Genomic DNA, 21,727 nt, shown 5'->3' with positions numbered 1-21,727 from the left:
GAAGAGGAATTAGCAAAAAAACAGGCCGGCGAACAGCAGAAGATCAGGGAGCTGAAAGCGAAGCAGGAAGCAGAAGCAAAGGCTAAAGAACGTGAGCTACAGGAACTAAAAGCCCAAAAAGACCAGGAGGCATTAGCGAAAGCCCAGAAAGAAAAAGAGTTGAAAGATAAACAGGCTTCCGAGGCATTGGCGAAAGCCCAGAAAGAAGCAGCAGAGAAAAAGCGGTTACAGGAGGAGGCTTTAGCTAAGCAAAAGGCCGTAGAAGAAGAGAAAAGAAAAAAAGCGGAGGAGGAATTTGCAAAAAAAGAGGCTGCGCAAAAAGCAGCCCGGGAAAAGCTGGCACAGCTGGAAGCGGAACAGAAGGAAAGAGAAGCTAATAAAGCTTATAGCGAGACAGGGCTTTGGCAACGTTATGGGAAAAAAGGTATTGATGTTTACAATATTCCTGCAGGGCAGATGGCAATGGTAAATGCTGACTTTTTTATAGTGGCCGACACATTGCGTAACTTCAGGATCGCTGACTCCCTGATAAAAACAGCAACAGCCGACAAGCTGAATATTGCTGCGGGAAGTTTAATTAACGGAGGTGTAAAGATAACTTTGGAAAATATAGCCTTTAAAGATATACATACCTATTACAAGATAAAGATAGAGAACCCAACCAGTGAAGATTTCCTGCTCGGGAAAACCTATATGTACTGGTACAATGAGAAAGAGCAGGCTAAGATGATCATTAAATGCAGTTATCTTACATACATCAACTTTTATCCTATTGTGAGGCCCGGAACAACACAATATATTGTTTTTGCAACACGCTCTCCAAATGTTATAGCCAGTGAGAGCCTGGTATTGTTTATTGAAGACAGGCGAAAAGATAAAGGGAGCACAAGCATCGTAATCCCCGGTAGTAAATACATCAGCGAGCTGGCCAAAGTACAAACTACGGTAGCTGTTTCCGGCGGAAGTAAAAAAAAGAATGAGCTGGAACAGGAGGCAGGAAAGAAAGATTCCGGGAAATCAAAAAAGAAAAGGTCAAAAAAGGATCATTAAAAGGGAACAGCCGGTTATGCCCTCTGTTATAAAAAAAATATATGTGCTGCTGTTGCTGATAAGCTTTTATTTCAGCAGCAGGGTAACTGCACAGCACATTATTACGTTTTGTGGAGTGCCGGTTCCTATGGACCAGCAGTTTGTTCAGGATAAGCTCATCAACGTAATAAAAAAGCAGGTAAACGTAGTAAACCTCCCTTCCTTGCGGCAAAGAGCCAATAGTTATTTTCCGCTGTTGGAAAAATACCTGGCTGCTTATGGCCTTCACCAGGATTTAAAATACCTGCCTGTTGTGGAAAGCGGGTTCTTAACCAGGGCCGAGTCGGGCGCAGGTGCGAAAGGGATCTGGCAGATCATGCCGGCTACAGCCAGGGGATATGGTATGAAAGTAGATGCCGGCATTGATGAACGGGAGAACTTTGATAAAGCTACCAGGGTGGCCTGCCAGCTGATAAGAGATAACTATACGGGGCTCAACAGGCTCGCCGGTACGGTAAACTGGCCGTTGGCAATTGCTGCATATAATTTCGGTATCGGCAATATTTTAGATGCCATGAGGGCCCAGGGCAATAATTATTTTGCAATGAAACTTAATCCCGAAACAGGGTTGTACGTGTATAAAATTATCGCGATAAAGGAACTGTTTGAATATCCTGAATTGTATAATTCCAAATTCGGATATAACGTATTTAGTGCAAAGGCCGGCCCTAAAAAAAATCCAAAGGAGTCTGACCTTGAAGTTACAAACGATGCTGCTATAATCGGGGCAATAGAACAGGAGCTTGAAAAAAATAAAGGCAGGAAAGCTCCTGTTATAAAAGAAGAACAGTATGTGCTGGCCCATATCGAAGGTAAAATGAAAAACTTCCTGGATGGCAATATAGTAACCATAGTGCTGGATGAAGACCTGATAACTTCCCGGTATGGCCTTTCCTTCAAAGGATATTCATTTGGAGTGCAGGGCTGGATTATTGATGACAGGGTATTTTTTAAATTGGGCTACGACCACGATGTAACCTTACTCGATCTCAATAAGCAAAAAGGCATTTTGCTGACCGACCTCTTATCAAAAAAAAGGATTGATGTTCTATTGAAAAATGTCGTATACCAGAAATAGTAATATTTACTACAGCATGCTTTCTGATCATCCTCTCAACCGTACTTAGCAGCACTGAAATTAAGAGCTAAAAAACTCCCGGTTGGCAGCATACCCGGCTCAATCGTGCAATCAGGAATGGCGCTCCTTCACCATTTCAATATGATCGATCCCGGCATCATCATATATATCGCTGCACTGGGCAAATCCCAATGATTCATAAAAAGCCTTAAGATGATATTGCGCCCCGATCATTACCGGTTGACTGCCAAATAGCTCATAGCAGCGGGCCAAGCTTTCCTGCATCAGCTCCTTTCCCAGTCCCGAGCCGCGTAGGGCAGCACGAAGCACTACCCTGCCTATAGATGGGGCTGTATAGCTTACACCGGGCGGTAACAGCCTGGTATAAGCTACCAGTAAGCCGTCTTGCAGTCCCATAAGATGAAAGCTCTTTTGATCCTTATTATCCAAATCCTGGTAATAGCAATGCTGCTCCACTACAAACACTTCCAAACGCAGCTGCAGTATGGCATAAAGCTCATCAGTCAACAGCTCCTGAAACGATTTACAGATCCAGTTCATATCACCCGATTTTTATGTCTATAAAACTACCACATACCCTCCATCCGACTCTGCTTACGCACCCTTCACTACCCATTGTTCAATACCCATACTTCTCCTTCCACAGCTTTTTTAAATAATTGCGCAATTCATTTTCCCTGAGATTATTGCCGGGTTCGTAAAACCTGGTTCCCGAAAGCTTTTCAGGCAGGTATTCCTGCTCGCTGAAGTTATTATCATAACTATGGGAATATTGATAGCCTTTCCCGTAATCCATGTTTTTCATCAATTGGGTAGGAGCATTTCTTATATGCAACGGAACCGGCAGATCACCCCAGCGGCTTACCGCGCTCATCGCATCAGCAATAGCCATATAAGAAGCATTGCTCTTGGCAGAAGAAGCAAGGTAAACAGCACATTGCGACAGGATAATACGCGCTTCGGGGTAACCAATCTTATTCACCGCATCAAAAGTAGCATTGGCCAGTAATAGCGCGTTTGGATTGGCATTGCCAATATCTTCGCTGGCCAGTATCACCATACGGCGGGCAATAAATTTTACGTCCTCCCCTCCTTCTATCATCCGCGCCAGCCAGTACACAGCGGCGTTCGGGTCGCTGCCCCGTACTGATTTTATAAAAGCCGAAATAATATCATAATGCTGCTCCCCGCTCTTATCATAAAGCGCTACTTTTTTTTGCGCCACTTCCATCACCAGCGCATTGGTGATATCAACTTTATCTTTGGCTGTATTACCAACCAGCTCCAGCAGGTTCAACAGCTTCCTGGCATCGCCGCCGCTGATATTGATCAGTGCTTCTGTTTCTTTTAAACTGATCTTCTTCTTTTTAAGCAACTGATCTTCTTCAATAGCTTTGTGCAGCAGTTGTACCAGGTCTTTTTCTTCCAGGGCCTTTAGCACATATACCTGGCAGCGGCTCAGTAAGGCGCTGTTTACTTCAAAAGACGGGTTTTCCGTGGTAGCCCCAATAAGAGTGATGATGCCCTTTTCAACGGCATGTAGCAGCGCATCCTGCTGGTTTTTATTAAAGCGGTGTATTTCGTCAATAAATAAAATACTCTGTTGCTCCAGCCTTGCTTTTTCAATCACTTCCCTTACTTCTTTTACCCCGGCATTCACAGCGCTCAGCGAGAAAAATGAAACAGAAAGCTCATGAGCTATAATATTAGCCAGCGTGGTTTTTCCGGTGCCGGGCGGACCCCAGAAAATCACCGAGCCCAGCGACCGGTTTTCGACTGATTTACGCAATATGCTGTTTTTACCAATAAGGTGCTGCTGGCCCACCACATCATCCAGTTTACGGGGCCTTATCCGTTCTGCTAATGGAGTCATGCCGCAAAATTAGGGCACATTTACACTAAGAAAACTTTGAACTTTGTTAAGACAGTCATACCAAATAGCAGGATCTGACCAGCCGTGTGTTTGGTTGGGATATAAAATATACTCATGTATAGTTCCCTGGGCGGCCAATTTATCGCGCAGCGCTTCAGACTGTTCCTTAGGTACCGTATCATCCAGCCCGCCCTGCAATATAATAGTTGGCGGAGCTGCGCTGACATAATTGACAGGGCTGCTGTTATAATACATGGTTGGATTGCCTGTTGGTGTGCCGTTTAACAATATCCCCAAACCTATTTTAGTTGCAGCATCGGACCAGTTATAAAGAGCAGCCATATCAGCAGGACCAAAAAAATCTATTACAGCTTTTGGCTTTATGGGAGTATTATATTTGTATGCCTGCAGCAGGGCCAGGTGCGCCCCGGCGCTTGCACCGGCTAAAACCCATTTATCAGAGACTCCGAAAGTTTGCCTCCTGTCGTAAATATATTGAACAGCGGTTTTAATATCCTCTTCCTGAGCAGGAAACCTGTTACCACCTGTAACCGTTGCAAGCCTGTAATTCAAATTAAAAATGGCCCAGTCCGGCAGTCTTTTCCTGATTGAGTCCACAACCGGCTGAAAGCTTGCATCGCCTTTATCACCGTCGGCCCAGGCACCGCCATGTATTAATATGATCACTTTTGTACTGGTAGCAGACCTGTTTGCTGGTAAGTAATAGTCCAAGGTCTGCAATGAATTGCTGCCATATTTTACGTTTTTTTCCTGGGCAGCGTCTGCCTTTGGTTCATCCGGCCTGAAATCATCATCCTTCGAGCAGGAAAAAAAAGTAGCCGTGAGCAACAGGTATAATAAGATCTGCTTCATATGCATGGTATTTCAGAATTATCGCGGGAAATTCTTTGTAAATATCAGCAAATAAATATTAATTTATCAGCAGCCTGTTTAAAAAACAGGTGTATCCGATTGCCGCATTCATCAAACCAGGCTCCATCGTCCGCTCAAAATACCTGTTAAGGCCTGGAAGCAAAAAGCCGAAAGCTGTTTCGGGATTTTAATTCCTTATCCCCGGCCTGCAGTCATCTTTCTGAAAATATGCCCGGAACAGGCTCTCCGGGAAAAGGTACACTCCCCTCCCCCATCGTTGCCGGGTATTTTAAGCAGAATGTTAGACCACTGATGTTTCCGTTTCCCGTTTTTTTATTGTTACTTTGTATGAAATCTGCGCGCATCAAAAGCACTGGGAACATATCATCTTTTTTACAGCAGCATTTAGACCTGCTGAACCACTGACTATTTTTTAACAGCCGGTAATACTTATTTTATCTATCTATAAAAGATCCTGATATGTCAGCAGCTTTACATACAACAGCAGATACCTGTATTCAATTAGAAGAGCAATATGGCGCTCATAACTACCATCCCCTTCCCGTGGTTTTAACAAAAGGCCGGGGTGTATATGTATGGGATGTGGAAGGGAAACGATATTACGACTTTTTAAGCGGCTACTCGGCCGTAAACCAGGGGCATTGCCACCCCAAAATTGTAGAAGCATTTGTAGCGCAGGCACAGCAGCTTACACTTACCAGCCGTGCCTTTTATAATGATCGGCTGGGCGCTTTTGAAAAATACATCACCGGCCTGCTGGGTTATAACAAGGTGCTGCCTGTAAATACCGGTGTGGAAGCAGTGGAAACCGGGATCAAGCTCTGCCGTAAATGGGCGTACGAGGTAAAAGGCATTGCAGGAGATGAAGCTAAAATTATTGTGTGCAACGATAATTTTCATGGCAGAACCAACACGGTTATTTCATTCAGCTCCGACCCCTCTTCCAGAAAAAATTTTGGACCTTATGCCCCCGGCTTTATCAATATTCCCTATAACAATATCGATGCTTTACAAAAAGTATTAGCAACAGAGCAGCATATTGCCGGCTTCCTGGTTGAGCCCATACAGGGAGAAGCAGGCGTAATTGTACCGGATGAAGGATATTTGTCAGCGGCCTGGGAGCTTTGCAAAAAATACAATATCTTGTTGATCGCTGATGAGATACAGACCGGCCTTTGCCGTACCGGTAAAATGCTGGCCTGCGATCATGAAAAGGTACGGCCGGATATCGTACTGCTGGGAAAAGCTTTAAGCGGCGGCATGATGCCGGTAAGTGCTGTATTAGCCGATGATGCCATTATGCTTACCCTGAAGCCAGGAGAGCATGGCTCTACCTACGGCGGCAATCCTTTGGCCAGTGTAACAGCGATGGCATCTTTACAGGTTTTAACAGACGAGAACCTGGCGGACAATGCCGAGAAGCTGGGCATCCTTTTCAGGGAAAACCTGAAAAAAATATCTTCCCCGCTGATCAAAGCGGTAAGAGGCAAAGGTTTATTAAATGCCATAGAAATAGCCTGCACCCACGACAATACAGCATGGGATATTTGCCTGGCATTAAAAGACAACGGCCTGCTCGCTAAACCCACTCATGGCAACAAAATAAGGTTCGCACCACCGCTGATTATTACTGCAGAACAGATAAAAGAATGTATTTTTATCATTCAGGAAACATTAAAAGCTTTTGAATCATTCTAAAACATCCTACAATTTTTTACCCGCCTTTATTGTAGGCACCACAGAAGGCATTATTGTAATACTGGCCCTGCTTTGTTTTTTATTGGCAAAAGGAGTGGCCACAAACCTTGTATACCTTTATTCCGGTATTGCAGTACTGTTTACAGCCGGGCTCCTGGCTTTAGGGGCCTACTATACCCGTAAAGAAGAGATGAGACATACCGGAGAAGAAAGCAGGATACTTAAAATATACCAGGCCCTGGATATAGAGGATGAACTGAAAAAAGCAATGGCAGCAGATACGTTGCAGGAAAATAAGGCATGGGAAAAAGAATGGCAGGAAGGCAGTAATGCCACCAGCGGTCTTACTCCCCGAAGTTACGCTCTTTCTATGTTTGGCGGATTTGCCTGTGGCGGCATCCTTATTCTGATCAATAATTACTTTGTACCGTTGCCAGATTATGCAGGGCTACTGGTACCATTTTTATTATTAGCCTTTTTAGGATTCTGTAAATATAAAATAACCGACCAAAACCCTTTGAACGGTATGTTGATCATGTCCCTGTCGGGCATGGCAGCAGCAGCAGCAGCTTATTATGCAGGCAGTTTCTTCTAACGGGTGATAACTTTATCTTTTAATTGCGGCTCTTTAGGAAAAAGAACAGCGATCATCAATATTACAGACGCCGCCAGCACCAAGTAAAGCCCCGGTAATTTTTCAGGGCAAATACCTCCTTCGCATTTGGGAAGTATACCAAAATTCCTGATGGCCCACGCAAGATTAACTGCACCGAAAAGCAGATTGATTCTTTTAGCCCATATTTTGGGAATAAACGTACCTAACAATATGCACGCTGCCCATACAAAATGAACATAACCCGGTTTCCCATACCTGGTTCCGGTAGTATCAATACCTGTTATGGTAATGGCAGGGTCTTCAATGTGTATCCATGGCAAAAAACAGGCTGCCACTAAAATAATAACACCAATAACAGCAAACCATTGTGAGCGGGTCATCCTTAATAAAATTAGTTTGCGCGAAAATAAAGTAAAAAGGGCTACATTTCCTGAATAAGTGGCAGGTTTAAACCCTCACCCATTATCAATCAAATGTAGTTTTTATATAGAGTCAACTCAATGACCGTATATCTTATTTTCAAATCTTCAACCAGTATATATAATCCTAACGTGTTCCAGCCTTTAAAAATATTTTATGCCCTGGTGTATAGCAAATAGGCTATGATGAAACCGCTTTTAAACAGAAAAGCAGTTAAGGGGTATAAAAGAACAGTTGACAAATCATTTTATAGCAATAACGTATAAGCGCTCCACGTGGTGGAGCGCTTATACGTTGCATAATATATCTTACCAGCTTTAAAAATAAAATACACCACTTACCCCAACTACACGGTGCTGGTTATTTTTATTGGCATTATTTTCATTGCTGCCACCTGGTGCGGTATTGGTTAAGCCAATTCCATACTGCGCATGTACGCCAAATTTACCAAAATCTATACCACCAATAATATTGGCTCCGAAATCAAACCGTTTAAACTGGCCCGAACCCACTGTACCACGTCTGTCGTCACTATCTAATGGATTGTCATTACCCCATTTAATATTTCGAGATGAGGTAGTAGTGGTACCATTGGTTTCGACGCTGGTTTTTAATTTTCCCGCAATACCCAAAGCTGCATAAGGACCTGCACCAATATAAGCTTTTACCCTTTCATTAAAAGGCAACATTACAGCCACATTTACCGGCAGCTCCAGGTACATAGGATTTACCTTGTAAGTGGTTTTAACACCATTTGTAATGGCTGTTGAAGACTCTGTACCCTTGGACTGAAGATCCAGCCCGGTTCTTATCTCAAATGTAGAGCCCAGGGGAATAGCGCCTACTACTCCGGCATTAAAACTGTTCAATCGCTTGCTGTCGTCCAGGTTTCCTTCCTTTCCATTGGTAATATTGGAATTGTTCCATCCGCCTTTAATACCAATTTTGGCATCAGCAAATCCCTGAGCCTGTGCAGCGCCTGCAATCCCTAATAATGCCAGTGCACCTAAAATACATGTACGTTTCATAGTTCTTTGTTTAAAATTTTTACAGGATTAATTTTCCTGCCCTATTATTATAAAAACTGTGCCAAAATATGGAAAACAACAAAACGATAGTGATAAACCGTTGAAATACAGACAGGCTGAAAAAGTCCAGCCTGCTTCACTTTCCGGTTTATGGATTGGCCGATTATTTAATCCGCCTGTGATAAGAACCTTATCATTGGATGCTCTTTGCCATGCCCTGATGCGCTTTCCTTTTCATCCTCAGCCATTTTCAGCGATTGGGCCGCTTTCACCAGTTGCAGTAATTCATTTTTATACCCTTCCTTATCCTCTTTTACAAGTGGTGTAAGGATACTTGAAGCCATAGCATAACCACCTGTACCTTTATATTCTGAGTTTCTGAGCATCATACCAAACTTTGCCACAGCAGCCGCAAGCTTTACATTATTGCCGGCATTATTAAAGGCTACCGGGTTCCCTGTTATTATTTTTTCCAGTAAAAGGCTTCTATCTTCCTTCGGCTTTTTATAACGAAATTTTACCGTCATTACTTCATCTGAATGACTGAATGCCGGTACCTGTTTTCCGGGCTTTTGATATTTTAGATTATCGGTTTTTTTTAATTCGGGAGCATTAACACCCACCGGAATTATTTCATACAAAGCTGTAACCGTGTGACCGCTGCCCAGCTCACCTGCATCTTTCTTATCATCATTAAAATCTTCTTTTGCAAGCATCCGGTTTTCATAACCGATCAATCGGTATCCCTGTACCCTGTCAGGATTAAATTCCACCTGCAACTTCACATCTTTTGCAATAGTAAACAGGGTGCCTCCAAACTGGCTGATGAGCACTTTTCTTGCCTCGCTTAAATCATCAATGTAAGCATGATTACCATTTCCCTTATCGGCCAGCTTCTGCATTTTGGCATCCTGGTAATTTCCGGTGCCAAAACCCAGAACGGTTAAATATATCCCCGATTTTCTTTTTTCTTCGATCATTCTTTCCAGCTCATCGTCACTGCTTTGGCCTACATTAAAGTCCCCATCAGTGCAAAGCACAATACGATTGTTTCCATTCTTAATAAAATGGTCCTGCGCTACTTTATAAGCCAGCTTAATGCCGGCTCCGCCTGCAGTGGAACCTCCGGCCTGTAAACCATCTATCGCTTTTTTTATCTTCACTTTTTCATTGCCATCTGTTGAAGGCAGCACCAGCCCGGCATTTCCGGCATATACCACTATTGCTACTTTATCCTGCGGCCTCAGCTGATCAGTAAGCAGCTTCATCGAAGATTGCACCAGAGGCAGTTTATCCTGCGACCACATGCTCCCGCTTACATCTATGAGAAAAACGATATTAGTGGCGGGAAGGTGCTCCACAGGTATTTTTTTACCCTGCAAGCCGATAGATACGAGATGATGCTTTTCATTCCACGGGCAAACAGTATATGCTGTATGAATGCTGAAAGGTGCGTCGCCGGTCGGCTGCGGATATTCGTACGTAAAATAATTGATCATTTCCTCAATACGTACAGCACCATCAGGAGGAAGCTGCCCGCTGTTAATAAAGCGCCTGATATTACTGTAAGAAGCGCCATCTACATCAATTGAAAAGGTAGACAAAGGATTGTCGGAAGATCTTAAAAAAGGGTTTTCTTTAATATTATCGTATCCTTCACGGCTGAAATTGTTATTATAACGCCAGTTATCATTGTCCGTCACAGCAGACCGGCTGCCATATAAGGATGAGTTCCCCCGGATCCTGACAGACGGACTTGCCTGAACGGAGGTTACAGCGCCTGTAAGTGCTTTCATTTCCTGCTTACCATAACCTATCACAACCACTTCGTTTAAGTTAACTCCTGAACTTTTCAGTACAATTTTAAGATGCCGGCCGAAACCCGCTTTTATTTCCTGTTGATCATACCCCACAGCAGTAATAATTAAAACAGCAGATGCGCTTTCTACTTCAATAGAAAATCCGCCTTTGGCATCGGTACTAACGGCGTTAGCCGTTCCTTTTTCCTGTACAGAGGCATTAGCTACAGGATTATTGGCATCATCCACAACAATACCTGTAACAGTTTGTTTTTTTAAGGTAAAGGCAACAAGCGCCAGCAATATCAATGCCGCTGCAAAAAATTTCAGGTAATTCATGATAGTGTTTTTTTACTGATTGATAACAGGGTTTTGAAAGATACAGTACGGTGGTATGTCACCTCTAGTATTTGCAGATAGGATGCAACAGTTAAAATAATTACATAAAAAGAAAAAAAATTAAATTGCATGTGTAATTAGCCGGTATTCAGCATCCTTTATAGGGCAATGCATTATAAGTAAAGTAAAGCAAACGTGGCAATGAAAATGATAATATGGTATGTTATTGTACATGGCCGTGTTGCAGGAGAATGGTAAGTTGTAAAATGTGGGTGTATATTAGAAGCTGTACACATTAGCACTGCTCACTGCTGACAACTCACGGCTAACATAGCAGTAGTGGTGATTATATAAAAATAGGATAACCGGCTTTCGTGTAGGGCTGAGGTTGAAATTTGGCACAGGTATTTAAAATAACATCGTTAAAACAGTCAGGCGACGAGGAATTGTTGCGGGAATATAAGCGTTCCGGCGACCAGAACGCTTTAGCGGAGCTATACCTTCGTTACAGCGATCTTTTATATGGCGTATGCCTGAAATACCTGGAAGATGCTGATGAGGCCAAAGACGCCGTAATGGATATTTACCAGGAACTTTTGCGAAAAGTGCCACAACACGAAATTCAGCATTTTAAAAGCTGGGTATATGTGCTTACCAAAAATTATTGCCTGATGCAATTGCGCAGCGCTAAAAAGAACATTACCGTAAATTTAGAGCAATACACTATGCAATCGGACGATTTTTCGCATCTGGATAGTGTAATTGAAAAGGAGGAAGCCTTTAAAAGGCTGGAAAAGTGCATCGAAAAGCTACCCCATGAGCAAAAAAGCAGCATTCAGCTGTTCTATTATGATAATAAATGTTACAATGAAATAGCTGAAGCAACGGGGATGGATTGGAATAAAGTACGCAGCCTGATACAAAACGGACGGCGGAACCTTAAAATTTGTATGGAAAAGAATGCAGGAACATAGCAATACATATCATTTTTATGGGCCGGAGGATATTAAAAGATACCTGAACGGTGGCATGAACGCGCAGGAAATGCACGATATGGAAAAAGCGGCCTTAAAAGATCCGATGCTGGCCGATGCTATTGATGGCTTTAGAAATGCTAACGACCCCGTTATCCATAAACACCTGAATGATATAAGAGCGGCCATTTCAGGCATGGCGGGGAAAGAGAATATACGGGTGCCCCTGCCACAAAAAACGTCTGGAAAATGGTGGCGCTGGGTAGCTGCAGCCTGCTCTTTGAGCCTGCTTGCCGGCAGCGCCTGGTGGTTTATGCAAAAAGAAAGTGGCAGGGCTCCCTCAGCTCCTATTGCGAATGTTAACCGGGAGCTGTCGCTGCCAGATACATTTACCGGAACAACTGAGGCCGGAAAACCGGCAGAGCCCGTTAACACCGGTGCTGGTCATGAAATGCCATCGCAAAAAGCGGCAGCTGTAAGGGAAAACAAACCAATAGCTGTTCTGAAAAAAAATAATACGCCTGTTGCAGCATCAGAGCCGCAACTCAAAACAGCGCCCCCGGCGGTTGCCGCTGAGATCTCCCTGGCTGACGAAACGCCCGGTATCATGCTGAAAGGTACCGCTGCCCCGGCAATGGCACGGAACAGCTCCGCAAACGGAAATTCCGGTTACATGACTGCTTCAGTCCCGCATCCTGTAAATTACCTGTACGGAAAAGTAACTGATAAGCAGGGAAATCCCTTACCAGCTGCTACTGTTTCTGCGCCAGGCAACAAAGGCCTGCTTACTAAAAGTGACGGAAGCTTTATGCTACCTGCCGCAGACAGCAGCATGGAAGTATCCGTGGATATGACAGGATATGATAATGTGGTAGCCACTCTAACACCGCTCCGTCAAAATAATATTGTTTTAACAGAGGCAAAAACCGACCTGAATGAAATAGTGGTAGTTGGATATAGCCGGCAAAAAAAGAATACCCGCAGCGGGGCTATAGGCGATTTCCGGAAATTTCAAAAACAAACAGAAAATGCCTGGAAAAACGAGGTCATTTATCCCGAAGAAGGCTGGGCTCATTTTTATGAATCACTGGGTACAGGACTTGGCGTTGACAAATCTCAGGCTAACAAGATCCTGCAAATTAAATTTACAGTAGACGATAACGGCGATCCTGTTAATTTCGAGATCGTGGAAAGTCCTGATGAGATCCTGGCAAAAAAAGCCATCGAAATGATCCGGAAAACCAAATGGAAGAATTTTAAGCTGGACAAAAATGCGGTGGTGAAAATACCCGTAAACTGAAAATTTTTACTTCCCTTCCCTTTATTTTATACCTGATACGATCTGACAGAAAGTCAATGATTTCTTGCAATAACACTTACAGCTTCCTTTGCTACTCTTAATTTTCCCCTCTAAAAATTATAAAAAAGGCCTTTCCCCGATGGGGTAGGAGAGGTGTTTTTGCGGGTAATGTTTGCTGAGATAAAAAAGCATTAAGTTGTTTTTTATCTAAACTTTAATTTTAGATAAATACCTGTTGAAATTTCTCTCACCTATTATCTAAAGTAAAATACTAGTAAAATCACCTGAAATATTACTTTAGTCAGGCAAAACATATTATAATAAAACTGTAACTATTTTATAAAATAAATAAAATATTAATATAATAAAATTCATTTTATTGTTAATCAATTAATTAATTATATATTTTATATAAAATAGATAAAGTACAAATATCTCTCAAATTGCCATCCAGTATAAGTAATATTTAATAAAATTTTTAATGAAATAATAAATGTAAATATTTGTTTTAGATTATTTTATACTAATTTTAATATGCCATTTGTTTTAGTATGCCTATTTTTCTTCTTCATCTGTCAAAAAACTAATGAATTTAGCATCCATACATCCAGATTTAAAAAACGGATTAGTGCGCAAATACAATCAGGTGAAGAATTGAGTAAAATGATTGGGTTGATTCCATATAAAAAATACCTTAACCACAGAGCAGCTAAAACAAACGTTGTAGCTCATGAAAAAAGCCCCATAAAGGGGCTATTATATATTCCGGACCCGCTCCGGAAAATTTAATAAAAATGCGCTTACGTGTAAAAGCTTACAAAAATTAATAGCAGATCGTCTTATAATAATCCTGTCCAATTGGCAGGATCTACCCTCCATTGCAAAAGTAATTCGGCTTGTTCCTGTTTAATAATTCCTTTTTCAAGAGCAAGTTCCAGGAGCACAGGATAGGTGGTTAAAGGGTAATATTTAAGATTGCGCTTTTCAAATGCTTCCTTAGCTATAGTAAAATCATACGTAAAAATAGATACCATTCCCACAATTTCCAGTCCTGCTGCTTCTAAGGCATCTACTGCCTGAAGGCTGCTTTTCCCGGTGCTCACCAGGTCTTCCACTACCACAATTTTTTGCCCGGCTTCATAGCGTCCTTCTATCTGGTTGCCCAGGCCATGATCTTTTGGTTTGGGGCGTACATAGAGGAAAGGCAGTTTTAACTGATCGGCAGCCATGGCACCCCAGGCAATTCCGGCCGTAGCTACTCCAGCCAGAGCATCGGCTTCAGGAAATTGTTCAAAAAGCACATTGCACATTTCGCTTTTTACAAAATCGCGGATAAAAGGAAAAGATAAAACGCTGCGATTGTCGCAGTAAATGGGACTTTTCCAGCCGCTCGCCCAGGTGAACGGAATGTCGGGGCTTAGCCTTACCGCATTGGCCTGTAATAATTTTTCAGCGACAACTTTTGCATCATTCATGGCTTGTATCTAATTTTAGGTTGCGAAATTAGAGATTAAGCTACGAATGCGCGAATTATTTGTGAGAACTATAAATAAGGCCAACTATGCAGATGATCCTATACATACACAATAAACCTGTTTATCTCTGCGATGAGCTGAGCACAGACCTCGAAAAGCTGCACCACCGGCCGGACACCATTTTTATAGACGAGCTGGATACCCATACCGTAAAAGCTATGCTACGCGAAATATCCCTGCCGGAAATTCATTGCGGTATTTTTTTACACAGCAACCTGGAAGATCTTAAGAACCAGTTCTTTAAAAAATTTGAACTGCATGTAGCTGCCGGTGGTCTGGTTCTGAACGAGAAAAAGGAAATGCTCCTGATCTTCCGGCGTGGGTATTGGGATTTGCCCAAGGGACACCAGGACAAAGGCGAAACCATAGAAGCATGCGCAGTGCGCGAAGTGCAGGAAGAAACCGGACTTACTAAAATAGCTATATCCGCTCCCCTGCTGATTACTTACCATACTTACGGGCAGGGCACGCACCATATCTTAAAGGAATCGCATTGGTATCTCATGCAAGTGGAAGCCAACGAAACACTGGTTCCCCAAACAGAAGAGGATATAGAAAAGATCGAATGGGTCAAAAAAGAAGAAATGGAGCCGTACCTACACAAGGCCTACCCTTCTATCAGGGATGTGATCCAATGCTATACTGATCAAAATTAAAAAGGGTGGGAAAGTACAGAAACTTTTTATAGCTATTTCCCGAAAAAATACAGCAAACAGTCTATAAAATATAATTAATTCTTACCCCTACCCCGTTTATCAATACTGGGTGTAAACATAATTCCGGCGGAAGCAGTTAAGTCAACCGTACTTCTTTTGTAATTATAAGTATCCTCTATAAATTTTTCCCCGGTAAACTGATTGGTTCTTTCCAGTCTGTACTCAAAATTGGGTTTAAAGCGGGCCAGCTTTACATTAAGTGCGGCGGTAAATCTTTTATTAAGCCGGTAACCGCATAAAAGGCTGGCAGCCGTCAAAAAATTGGTTTCTATTTTGGTATCATCAGAACCTCCGATTCTGATAAGCTCCGCCTTATGGTAAACATTGCTATTTTTTTCTTTGAGATCTTTAAAATCCTCAACAGCTTCAAACTCCGACAATCCTGCGCCCAATGAGGAAAAAATACGCCAGCGCTCTTTTTCAAAACGATAAGTCACTCCCCAAACCATCCGTTCATCTATGTTAGCCGGAGACAACCATCCCCCTTTGTTGGAAAAATAATAGTCATTTTCATACCGGACAAATCGTTGCAAATCACTTTTAGGGCGGTGTTCAGGTCTGGAAGGGTCAAACTGCATATTCCAGAAAACGCCCCAGTTTTTCCAGACAAAATAATAATGGGTTACATCAATGGAAACACTGTTATTCTTAAGACTTAACATATCATCCAACAACTGGCCTTTGAAATATTTTTTCAGCGGAGCCCTGTACCCTGCGCCAAAATGCCCAAAGAATCTTCCCTTAAACTCAAAGGGGTTCTGTGCGTTTATTGCCAGGGGCACCAATAACAACAATACAATCCCGGTAAGCTTTCTCATACTTAATTATTGCAATGTTAAGGCAGACGTTGTTTGCTCCATTCTTAACCCTGATTTTAATAGAATAACCATTTTAAACCGGTGAGCACCGGAGATGGCAGGCGGCTCCATCAGCATAATAGTTATAGCCGATTTTAACCTGGTTACCGGCATTGCGTCATCTTGCTTGTAATAATAACCCGGATAAAATAGCCCCTGCCGGTCACTATTAATCAGGTCATTTACTTTTATATAGCTCCCCTGGTACCGATCATAATATCTGAACCGGTCAGTAACATCGGCATTTGCAGGGGTAGTGTCATCAAAAGGTTCCAGGCTAATTATAGAAACAGCGCCGACACTATCAGTAGGAATATACTTTTGAGAGGTATTGCACCCGCAGCTCATTGCATTGGCATCGGTAATAAACAAGCTAAAAGGCCTGCAGGGCTTATTAGCTATCATACCTGCCTCTGAAATCAGCGTTAGCTTCAAAGCATACGCGTTTTTATTAACTGTATTATTAATTACAGGTACAGTATCCTTACCCGAGTTATCGAGGCTGGTTAATTCCAGCTCTTTAAAAGTTGAAGTGTATTTCAAGTCTACTTCATCACATTTACAGCAGGAACAACGCGTACCTACAGCTACTATAAAACATAACAATGTAATTATAAACGCCCTGAAAGTTATCATAAGCCCAAGCTGGTTTAATAAAGTTTATAAAGACCCGCCTATCCTCTGTCCCTGTAAAACAAGACATGAATATATGGTCTTTCTCTTATAACGTTGAAACAGCCTTTATCGCAACACTTTACTATTTTATATAAAGATTACATTAAAACACGCCATAATAAATAGCGTTCCTCTCCGTTTATCAGATTGTTTATTATTTACCTGAAAATGGACCGAGCTTATTGGAGATGTAGCTATACTGCCTAACTGATTGAGTTCACGATAATTCTGTCTGTAAAAAGATTGGGCTAATGTCAAAGCCGTTTTTTTACTATAAAAAAGGGTCTTTCCTGTTTTTACATAGAAAGACCCTGGCTTATTCAGTTAACGAACGGCTAATAATAGGCGATCAGGTAATTGACCGAATTCTGAAAATACGTCGGAAGCGTATCCCATGGATGCGGGTTCAGGGTATCGGATGTTACATAGATCCAGCCTACATTCCTGAAATATGCGTTATCAATGTAGGACTTGTATTGCTGAGCACTTGCATTATAGGTAAGCACACAAAAATTTTCCCGGTCATAACTGAGCGTCCATGGATCGGGGTTCCATGTTTCAAAAAAAGAACCATTCTCATAAGTAACCAACACATCCGCTACACGACAGCAACCTATATCAGGATGAGAAAAAATGGTAATTCACCAGTTGCTTTACATCCACCTGTACGAAGTACCCGCTAAAGGGTCATTTCCTTTCCAGTTGCCGTTTTTATAACTGCTCCACCATTGACGGTACTTATCGCTGATGATCAATATTTCGGTAGTGATAACGCCCTTATAGCTTTCATTCACATCTTTAGAAGTATCTATTAAGTAAGGATCAAGCGAGCCGCCGCTTCTTACACATTCTACCATCCATAACAGGCACTCTCCTAAAACAAAATAATCCCTGCCATAAGGAATTGGCGTACGCGAGGATATAGGGTTGGTCGGAAATCTTTGTATATGCGTGGTGTCTTTCGATAAGTCAATCAGCGCAGCAATATGCTCCTGCCTGAACTTTGGCATTTTTAGCCATAAAAGTCCCCCTTTTTCATTACGCTCATATTCACTATAAGTCCCGCTCTTCAGCAGCTGTACAAATTTTTCAACGCCGGGATTGTTAATATCAAATTGATCTTTTTTACAGCCCATGAAGAGCATCCCTATCATTGTAAAAAGAATCCATTTCTTCATAATGCTGTGGTTAAATAATAAAATTACTTTATTATTCGAGTATAACGCCCCATTCAGCTACATTAAAGCCCTCCCGGGAAACAGGTGTTGTTTTATCATGGGGTTTTAACTGAACCGGCTTATTGAGCGCCTTTACTACATAAAATAACCTTAACACATTATCAGGCTGCTCAGAAAAATGCAGCTGTATCAGCCTTTCAATTACCGGTTTTTCCTGAGGATATATTGCGTAATAGGGCGCATCTTTTAACCGCGGTATCCAGTAATCAACAAAGTCTTTAATTTCATTATCCCTGAACAGACAGGCCTTCATATCCGCCTCAAAAAAGTGCTCCAGGCTATCACGTTTCACCACCCAGCCGGTTTTCTTCTGCCATTTATCCGGTTGATCGCTTTCATAGAAAAGGTAATCATATTTATCATCAATCCTGCCGGAAGGAGCCACATTTACACTCCATCCATTATTATACTGAGGTATAGACACCACTACACTGCCACCCAAAGGAAAACTCAGCCCCACATGAAGAGCGGTTTCCTCTAATGGATAGAGGTATATATTAGGCTTATAAACCCTGATACAATCTTTACAGCGATCGGGTTCGGGGTTATCCTTTTTGCAACCGGCCAAAGCTATCATAGACAAAATAATCAGCAAGCATATTCTACTCATATAAAACGGCTTTTTATTTAAAACGAAGCAGTCAGACGCATCGCAACATACCACTAAAAAAAAATTTGCCCCTGTATTTTTTATTAAGACAGTTTGGGGCGTTCTGTCCCGGATCTTTATATATGACCTGCGGATGATAATTGAAAAGGCAAACTCATTTTCCGTTATTTTTGCCCTCCATGTCTAAAGTGAAGAAAGATATTGCCGAAACTCCTATGATGCAGCAGCATAAGGCTATTAAACAAAAATATCCTGATGCCGTGCTGTTGTTCCGCGTGGGCGATTTTTATGAAACGTTTGGACAGGATGCAGTAATAGCTTCGCAGGTGTTGGGCATTACGCTTACTAAAAGGAATAACGGCGCAGCCGCCTCTTTGGACCTGGCCGGCTTCCCGCATCATGCTTTGGACACCTATTTGCACAAGCTGGTTAAAGCCGGTTACCGTGTGGCCATCTGTGACCAACTGGAAGATCCCAAACAGGCAAAAGGCATCGTTAAACGGGGTGTAACTGAAATGATCACCCCGGGCACAGCCATTAATGACAAGCTGCTGGAGTATAAAAGCAATAATTTCCTGGCAGGTTTGCATTTCGTGGATGACAATTATTTCGGGATGGCATTTCTTGACCTTTCTACCGGCGAATTTTTTATTGCCGAGGGCGACAGGGAATATGCAGACAAGCTTTTGCAAAGCTTCTCTCCGTCTGAGGTTGTTTTTCAGCGCCACCAGCAAAAAAAATTTAAAGAGTTTTTCGGTGGCAAGATGTATATATACACGCTGGATGAATGGATCTTTGATGATCATTATGCCCAGGGCACGCTTTTAAAACATTTCCAGACTCATTCTTTAAAAGGGTTTGGTGTAGAAGAACAAAAAAAAGGACTGACGGCAGCAGGGGCCGTAATACATTATTTAAAAGACACCGAGCACCCGAACCTGCAGCATATTACCTCGCTACAAAGTATTCATCGTAATGATTTTTTGTGGATGGACCGCTTCACTATCCGGAACCTGGAGCTGATCTATGGCAGCAACGAGGGCAATCCTACCCTTTTAAAAGTGCTGGATAATACCGCATCGCCTATGGGAGCAAGGATGCTTAGAAGATGGATCTTATTTCCGCTCATAGACCTTGATAAAATCAATGAACGCCTGCAGCTGGTGGAATTGCTGATCATAGAAACCGACCTCAGGAATGAGCTGGTTCAGGCTATCAAAAATTGCGGGGATATTGAAAGGCTGGTAGCGAAGATCCCTACCCGGAAGATCAGTCCCCGTGAAGTGCTGCAGCTGGCTAAGGGCCTTAAACAGGTTCAGCTGGTAAAAGATCGGTGTGCGGTGCATACCAGTTCTTACCTGCAACGGATCAGTGATGCGCTCAATCCCTGCCCGCTTATTGCCGAAAAGATCTTCAGGGAAATTATTGAGCATCCCCCTGCCACTGCCATTAAAGGCGGTTTTATTAATAATGGCATTCATGCTGAATTAGATGATCTGCGCCACATATCGCAAAGTGGTAAGGCTTACCTGGCTAAAATGCAGGCAGCAGAAGCCGAAAAAACCGGTATCAGCTCTTTAAAAATAGGCTTTAATAATGTGTTTGGCTATTATCTGGAGGTGACCAACAGCCATAAGAACCGGGTGCCTGAAAACTGGATACGCAAGCAAACACTGGCTAATGCAGAACGCTATATTACCCCCGAATTAAAAGAATACGAAGAAAAAATAACAGGAGCGGAAGAAAAGATCTTACAGCTGGAAGCACTGCTATACGATCAGTTACTAAACGAGCTGTCCGACTATCTGCAACCGGTACAAACCAATGGTAACTTACTGGCCATACTGGACTGCCTTTGCTGCTTTGCGCATAACGCCATCCATTATCAATATAAAAAGCCGGTATTGCATGACGGAGACGACTGGCAGCTGAAAGAAGCCCGGCACCCGGTTATAGAACGTTACCTGCCTGTTGGCGAAAGCTATATTCATAATGATACGGAGCTGAACAAAACCGACCAGCAGATCATTATTCTTACAGGGCCCAACATGAGCGGTAAATCGGCTTTGCTAAGGCAAACGGCCCTGATCACGCTGATGGCGCATATGGGCAGCTTCGTTCCTGCTACTGAGGCCAGAATATCACTCACAGATAAGATATTTACCCGTGTTGGGGCATCAGACAACCTGAGCGGCGGCGAAAGCACCTTTATGGTAGAGATGAACGAAACAGCTGCCATCATCAATAATATCACGCCCAAAAGTCTTATACTTTTAGACGAAATAGGGCGCGGCACTTCTACTTACGATGGCATTTCTATTGCCTGGAGCATTGTAGAGTATCTGCACCAGTCGCACCATCAACCCAAAACCCTGTTTGCCACCCATTATCATGAGCTGAACGAGCTGGAAGAAAAGTTTGACCGTATTAAAAACTATCATATTACCAATAAAGAAGCGGGGAATAAGATCATTTTCCTCCGCAAGCTGGCCCGTGGGGGCAGCACGCACAGCTTTGGTATTCATGTAGCGAAAATGGCGGGCATGCCCACATCTCTTATTAAACGGGCTAATGAAATTTTAATGCAACTGGAAACCCAACATATGGATGAAGACGAAAGCCGGAGGCCGGAAGACGCGAAATTGGAAGGTATCGATGACCGTAAAGCAGAGTTATCAGAGAAAGTAAAAAGCTTAAGCACCCCGCAATTCCAGCTTTCTATTTTTGACGCGCATAGCCAGACCTTTGATGAAATACGCCGGCTGCTTGCGGATATTGACATTAACCGCCTAACGCCTGTTGAAGCGTTACTGAAACTACAGGAAATTAAGGGGATGGTGAAATAAAACGCACAATCAACTCAGTAGGGTGTTCCCGAAAATTAAAAGATAGTCATTGTACGATTATTTTCGTACATTAAGAGAGGGTGTCAAATTCATCATTTGTTTGTTGGGTGAGTATTTTTAC

The 21,727-nt window shown here is 42.6% G+C and carries 20 protein-coding genes; 8 read left to right on the top strand and 12 right to left on the bottom strand.

Going from position 1 to position 21,727, the window contains the following annotated elements:
- A partial coding sequence (locus ACYVBM_RS17495) for a hypothetical protein (protein WP_460686991.1) occupies window positions 1-1,050 on the top strand: 1,050 nt, incomplete at its 5' end.
- Window positions 977-2,167, top strand: coding sequence for a lytic transglycosylase domain-containing protein (locus ACYVBM_RS17490; protein ID WP_460686990.1), 1,191 nt, complete (start codon window positions 977-979; stop codon window positions 2,165-2,167). The genes ACYVBM_RS17495 and ACYVBM_RS17490, both read left to right, overlap by 74 nt.
- Window positions 2,168-2,278: 111 nt before the next feature.
- On the opposite strand, the gene ACYVBM_RS17485 is transcribed toward ACYVBM_RS17490, so the two are convergent.
- The 3 genes from ACYVBM_RS17485 to ACYVBM_RS17475 all read right to left on the bottom strand — a co-directional run bounded on the left by ACYVBM_RS17485 (window position 2,279) and on the right by ACYVBM_RS17475 (window position 4,934).
- Complete coding sequence (locus tag ACYVBM_RS17485) at window positions 2,279-2,728, bottom strand: GNAT family N-acetyltransferase (protein WP_460686989.1); 450 nt, start codon at window positions 2,726-2,728, stop codon at window positions 2,279-2,281.
- Between the two features lie 79 nt (window positions 2,729-2,807).
- The gene (locus ACYVBM_RS17480; RefSeq protein WP_460686988.1) at window positions 2,808-4,061 is read right to left on the bottom strand and encodes a replication-associated recombination protein A; all 1,254 of its coding nucleotides are present in this window, start codon (window positions 4,059-4,061) and stop codon (window positions 2,808-2,810) included.
- Between the two features lie 9 nt (window positions 4,062-4,070).
- Window positions 4,071-4,934, bottom strand: a complete 864-nt coding sequence (locus tag ACYVBM_RS17475) for an alpha/beta hydrolase fold domain-containing protein (protein ID WP_460686987.1) — start codon at window positions 4,932-4,934, stop codon at window positions 4,071-4,073.
- Between the two features lie 480 nt (window positions 4,935-5,414).
- Between ACYVBM_RS17475 and rocD the strand changes: the two genes are divergently transcribed.
- On the top strand, window positions 5,415-6,653 hold the full coding sequence (rocD, locus tag ACYVBM_RS17470) for an ornithine--oxo-acid transaminase (protein ID WP_460686986.1): 1,239 nt from the start codon (window positions 5,415-5,417) through the stop codon (window positions 6,651-6,653).
- Window positions 6,640-7,248, top strand: a complete 609-nt coding sequence (locus ACYVBM_RS17465; protein ID WP_460686985.1) for a VIT1/CCC1 transporter family protein — start codon at window positions 6,640-6,642, stop codon at window positions 7,246-7,248. Before rocD ends, ACYVBM_RS17465 begins: the two co-directional genes overlap by 14 nt.
- Here ACYVBM_RS17465 and ACYVBM_RS17460 read toward each other — a convergent pair.
- The 3 genes from ACYVBM_RS17460 to ACYVBM_RS17450 form a co-directional block, all read right to left on the bottom strand.
- Complete coding sequence (locus tag ACYVBM_RS17460; RefSeq protein ID WP_460686984.1) at window positions 7,245-7,649, bottom strand: hypothetical protein; 405 nt, start codon at window positions 7,647-7,649, stop codon at window positions 7,245-7,247. The genes ACYVBM_RS17465 and ACYVBM_RS17460 overlap by 4 nt on opposite strands.
- Window positions 7,650-8,006: 357 nt before the next feature.
- Window positions 8,007-8,717 (bottom strand): porin family protein, encoded by a 711-nt coding sequence (locus tag ACYVBM_RS17455; RefSeq protein ID WP_460686983.1) that lies wholly within the window; start codon window positions 8,715-8,717, stop codon window positions 8,007-8,009.
- A gap of 167 nt (window positions 8,718-8,884) precedes the next feature.
- Window positions 8,885-10,855, bottom strand: a complete 1,971-nt coding sequence (locus ACYVBM_RS17450) for a vWA domain-containing protein (RefSeq protein WP_460686982.1) — start codon at window positions 10,853-10,855, stop codon at window positions 8,885-8,887.
- A 395-nt stretch (window positions 10,856-11,250) separates the two neighbouring features.
- On the opposite strand from ACYVBM_RS17450, the gene ACYVBM_RS17445 reads away from it, so the two are divergent.
- Window positions 11,251-11,829, top strand: a complete 579-nt coding sequence (locus tag ACYVBM_RS17445; RefSeq protein WP_460686981.1) for an RNA polymerase sigma factor — start codon at window positions 11,251-11,253, stop codon at window positions 11,827-11,829.
- Window positions 11,816-13,129 carry a carboxypeptidase-like regulatory domain-containing protein gene (locus tag ACYVBM_RS17440; RefSeq protein ID WP_460686980.1) on the top strand — a complete coding sequence of 438 codons (1,314 nt, stop codon included), beginning with the start codon at window positions 11,816-11,818 and terminating at the stop codon, window positions 13,127-13,129. Before ACYVBM_RS17445 ends, ACYVBM_RS17440 begins: the two co-directional genes overlap by 14 nt.
- Before the next feature lie 839 nt (window positions 13,130-13,968).
- Here the strand turns inward: ACYVBM_RS17440 and pyrE are convergent.
- Window positions 13,969-14,604, bottom strand: coding sequence for an orotate phosphoribosyltransferase (pyrE, locus tag ACYVBM_RS17435; RefSeq protein WP_460686979.1), 636 nt, complete (start codon window positions 14,602-14,604; stop codon window positions 13,969-13,971).
- Window positions 14,605-14,690: 86 nt separating this feature from the next.
- Here pyrE and ACYVBM_RS17430 point away from each other — a divergent pair, with 86 nt between their 5' ends.
- On the top strand, window positions 14,691-15,320 hold the full coding sequence (locus ACYVBM_RS17430; protein WP_460686978.1) for an NUDIX hydrolase: 630 nt from the start codon (window positions 14,691-14,693) through the stop codon (window positions 15,318-15,320).
- A 74-nt stretch (window positions 15,321-15,394) separates the two neighbouring features.
- Here ACYVBM_RS17430 and ACYVBM_RS17425 read toward each other — a convergent pair whose 3' ends face one another.
- The 5 genes from ACYVBM_RS17425 to ACYVBM_RS17405 form a co-directional block, all read right to left on the bottom strand.
- Window positions 15,395-16,198 (bottom strand): hypothetical protein, encoded by an 804-nt coding sequence (locus ACYVBM_RS17425; RefSeq protein ID WP_460686977.1) that lies wholly within the window; start codon window positions 16,196-16,198, stop codon window positions 15,395-15,397.
- A 6-nt stretch (window positions 16,199-16,204) separates the two neighbouring features.
- Entirely contained in the window at window positions 16,205-16,873 is a 669-nt protein-coding gene (locus tag ACYVBM_RS17420) for a DUF5034 domain-containing protein (RefSeq protein ID WP_460686976.1), read from the bottom strand.
- Window positions 16,874-17,247: 374 nt separating this feature from the next.
- Complete coding sequence (locus tag ACYVBM_RS17415; protein WP_460686975.1) at window positions 17,248-17,505, bottom strand: hypothetical protein; 258 nt, start codon at window positions 17,503-17,505, stop codon at window positions 17,248-17,250.
- 60 nt (window positions 17,506-17,565) lie between these two features.
- Window positions 17,566-18,090 (bottom strand): DUF4943 family protein, encoded by a 525-nt coding sequence (locus ACYVBM_RS17410; protein WP_460686974.1) that lies wholly within the window; start codon window positions 18,088-18,090, stop codon window positions 17,566-17,568.
- Window positions 18,091-18,121: 31 nt separating this feature from the next.
- Complete coding sequence (locus ACYVBM_RS17405; protein WP_460686973.1) at window positions 18,122-18,760, bottom strand: hypothetical protein; 639 nt, start codon at window positions 18,758-18,760, stop codon at window positions 18,122-18,124.
- Window positions 18,761-18,939: 179 nt separating this feature from the next.
- Between ACYVBM_RS17405 and mutS the strand changes: the two genes are divergently transcribed.
- On the top strand, window positions 18,940-21,606 hold the full coding sequence (gene mutS, locus ACYVBM_RS17400) for a DNA mismatch repair protein MutS (protein WP_460686972.1): 2,667 nt from the start codon (window positions 18,940-18,942) through the stop codon (window positions 21,604-21,606).
- Window positions 21,607-21,727: the final 121 nt, after the last annotated feature.

This window comes from Niabella aquatica (genome assembly GCF_054779315.1).
The sequence above is the reverse complement of the archived record's forward strand: the minus strand, read 5'-3'. Positions and strand labels throughout refer to the sequence as shown.